The following is a 3,135-nucleotide window of genomic DNA, read 5'->3' as shown; positions in this document are numbered from 1 at the left end:
CCCGGCTTCGCCGGGCCGGCGGTTCCAAATGCAGGGCTCTGCCCTGCACCCGCGAAAGGCCTCGGGCCTTTCGAAACCGGGACGGGCGCCAGCCTCAGGGCGTCTCCGTCACGGCTTCGAGCGTCAGCGTCGCGCGGGCGTCGCCCGAGCGCTCGTCGCGACGGACCGCGATGCCGGCCGGCCGCAGCAGGACCAGCGTGTGGCCAGCGAGCGTCGGCGGGCGCTCCGCGGCGAGGGCCGCCATGCGGTCGGCGGCGTCCAGCGCCGTGCGGGCGGAGCCCGGCCGGGCGACGACGACCAGCGCGTGGCTGTGCCGGTGGCGCGGGGCGCCGTCCACGGAATCGTCGCGCACCTCCGCCTCGCCGAACAGGGCGTAGACCGGCGGCGCCCCGGCGGGCGGCTCGTCGTGGATGCGGACCCGGCCGCCCATCAGGCGGGCGAGCTCCGCGTCGGCCGCGAACAGCCCGAGCAGGGCGGCGCGCAGGGCCAGGAGCGGGCCGCTCATGGCGCCTCTTCCGATCTGGCCAGCTCCTCGACGTGGCAGACGAGGTCGCGCGCGCCGGTCTCCACGTGCCGCACGGCGAAGCGGCGCGGGCCGGCCACGAGCCGTGCGGCCGGCGTGACGCCGGGGCGCGCCCGCAGGGTGATGCGGTGGGTCGGCAGCCGGTCGGCGCGGCCGCCCTGCAGGCGCTCGACGGCGCCCACGGGGCTGATCGCGCCCCAGAGCACCGGCCCGGCGACGTAGCGGCGCAGCACGCCGCCGAAGCCGTCGGGCGTCTCCACCGGCACTTCGAGCACGAAGCGCCGCCGCCGCGCCCCGAGGGGCGGGCGTGCCTCGGTATGGGCCATGGGTCGCTCCAGGGTGTCAGAGGCGCAGGCGCCGGAAGGGTGCGGCGAGGGCGGCGGGATCGGGCGGGTCGGCCTCGTCGCCGCGGTGCTCGTAGCGGGCGGCGGCGAGCCGCAGGACAGCGAGGTGCAGCGGCGCGGGCAGCGCCGGGCCGTCGCCGCCGTAGCCCGCCGCGACCTCGATCAGGATGCCGCGCCCGCCGGGCTCGGGGGCGGCCGGATCGACCAGCAGGCAGGGCGCCTCGACCGGGTCGGGCCCAAGGCGCAGCAGGCCGGAATCCAGCGTCTCGACCGCGCCGTCCGCCCCCGCGAGGCCGAGGCGGAGGACGCCGACGAGGGGGCTCAGCGGCAGCGGGATCCGCCGGTCGCGCGGCCAGGCGGCGAGCACCACCCGGAAGCGGGCGGGCTTGAGGAGGCGCCGCGTCTCGGCCTCCAGGCTGGCGCGGGCGGCGGCGACGAGGCCGGCCACGAGGGCGTCCTCGCTCGCGTCCTCGGGGTCGAGCCGCAGGTAGAGCCGCATCTCGGCGAGCGTCGCCGGTTCGGCCGCCTCGACGCCGCCGGCCTCCACGCGTATCGGGACCATCGGGCCGCTCCCTCGGTTCAGCTTGCACAGGGTTTGTCGAATGGCCCGGACCACGCGCCGCCTCGCGCGGCCGCTCAGCCCAGGAATCGCGGCAGGACTGGTGATCGCCGCGCTGGCCTCCTGGCCCGCCGCGGCGGTGGTCGGGGGCGCCGAGGTGCCGCCGGGCAGCGCCGTGATGGTGCTGTCCTCGAACGGCAGCCTCTGCACCGGCGTGGTCGTGGCGCCCGACGCGGTGCTGACCGCGGGCCATTGCGCGGCGCCGGGGCTGGAGCAGCGGGTGCATTACCGGGACGCGGCCGGGCAGCCGGTGCTGGCCGAACTCAGGGCCCGCGCGGTCCATCCCGGCTACGACGCGGGCGCGATCGCGGGCCGGCGCCGCTCGATCGACCTCGCGCTGGTGCGCACCGCCGCGCCGCTGCCGGACCGCTTCGCGCCCGCCGCCTTGAGCGCCGCGATGCCGCGGGCCGGCGCGAGCCTGGATCTCGCCGGCTACGGCGCCGCCAAGGCCGGCGACCCGCGCACCACCGGCACCTTCCGCAGCGTGGCGCTGCCGGTGGTCGAGCCCCACGGCCCGAGCCGCATCCTGGTCTGGCTCCGGGCGGCGGGCGCGCGGGCCGGGGCCTGCGCGGGCGATTCCGGCGGGCCGATCGCGGGGCCCGACGGCGCGGTCGTGGCGGTGAGCGCCTGGATCGGCGGTGCCTGCGGCGGCCTCACCCAGGGCGTGCTGCTCGGCCCCCAGCGCGCCTGGATCGACCGCACGCTCCAGGGCTGGGGCCTCGCCGCGCGCTGGCAGGAGTGAGGGCGCCCGCGGCGATCCGGAGGGGGCCCCGCACGGAACCGCAGCTTGGCCGACGAATTGGCTTCGGCTAGGCTCGACAGCCGATCCCCGGGGAACGCCTGATGCTCGCCACCACCCTTCGCACGGCCGCGCTCGGCGCCCTGCTCGGTCTGCTCCCGGGCTCGGCCCAGGCGGTGATCCAGGGCGAGGTCTCGCGCGATCCCAACGGCACCCGCGCCTTCGTGGTGCGCATCGAGAGCACGCAGGGCGAGATCTGCTCGGGCACCCTGATCGCGCCCGACCTCGTGCTCACCGCCGCCCACTGCGTGATGCACCGGGCGGGCTACAGCGTGGTCGCGGTCGATCGCGCCTTCCGCCAGCGCCGCGTGGCCGTGGCCGCCGCCACGATGCATCCCGAGTTCGTGCCCGGCACCACGCCGGAGGAGCAGCCGGGCGTCGATCTCGCCCTGGTGAAGCTCGCCCAGCCGCTCGGGCCCGACTACGCGCCGCTGGACCCGCGCGGCGGCGGCGCGATCGGCACCGGGGACGCCGTCGACATCGCGGGCTTCGGCGTCGTGGCCGAGAACCGGCGCAACACCGCCCGCACGCTGCGCCAGGCGCATCTCGTCTCGATCGGCTCGCTGCAGGTCGCCAACCGGGTCACGGTGGTGACCGACCGGCGCCGCTTTGCCGAGACCGCGGGCGCGGGCGCCTGCCTGGGCGATTCCGGCGGGCCGATCCTCAGCGGCGGCCCCGGCGGCTACCGCATCGTCGGCGTGGTGAGCTGGTCGAGCGGCGCGCTGCAGCAGAACGGCCGCCGCCGCACCGCCTGCGGCGGCTTCACCGCCGTGACGCCGGTGGCCGAGCACACGGGCTGGATCGCGGCGCGCGCGGCCGAACTCGCGCAGATGCAGGTCGGCGCCGCCGA

The 3,135-nt window shown here is 78.0% G+C and carries 5 protein-coding genes; 2 read left to right on the top strand and 3 right to left on the bottom strand.

Going from position 1 to position 3,135, the window contains the following annotated elements:
* Window positions 1–94: 94 nt before the first annotated feature.
* Genes AX737_RS06395 through AX737_RS06385 form a run of 3 tightly spaced genes read right to left on the bottom strand, consistent with a single transcriptional unit; the run spans window position 95 to window position 1,429 of the window.
* Window positions 95–505 (bottom strand): DUF3168 domain-containing protein, encoded by a 411-nt coding sequence (locus AX737_RS06395; RefSeq protein WP_066919952.1) that lies wholly within the window; start codon window positions 503–505, stop codon window positions 95–97.
* Window positions 502–849, bottom strand: a complete 348-nt coding sequence (locus AX737_RS06390) for a head-tail adaptor protein (RefSeq protein WP_066919950.1) — start codon at window positions 847–849, stop codon at window positions 502–504. The genes AX737_RS06395 and AX737_RS06390 overlap by 4 nt, the downstream gene beginning before the upstream one ends.
* A gap of 16 nt (window positions 850–865) precedes the next feature.
* Window positions 866–1,429, bottom strand: a complete 564-nt coding sequence (locus AX737_RS06385) for a hypothetical protein (protein WP_066919948.1) — start codon at window positions 1,427–1,429, stop codon at window positions 866–868.
* A 40-nt stretch (window positions 1,430–1,469) separates the two neighbouring features.
* On the opposite strand from AX737_RS06385, the gene AX737_RS06380 reads away from it, so the two are divergent.
* Complete coding sequence (locus AX737_RS06380; protein ID WP_066919946.1) at window positions 1,470–2,228, top strand: S1 family peptidase; 759 nt, start codon at window positions 1,470–1,472, stop codon at window positions 2,226–2,228.
* Window positions 2,229–2,329: 101 nt separating this feature from the next.
* Window positions 2,330–3,135 (top strand): trypsin-like serine protease (locus AX737_RS06375; protein ID WP_066919944.1); only part of this gene is annotated, 806 nt, incomplete at its 3' end.

Source organism: Methylobacterium sp. CCH5-D2, assembly GCF_001556475.1.
Taxonomy (GTDB): domain Bacteria; phylum Pseudomonadota; class Alphaproteobacteria; order Rhizobiales; family Beijerinckiaceae; genus Methylobacterium; species Methylobacterium hispanicum.
This window is presented reverse-complemented; position numbering and strand designations above follow the sequence as displayed.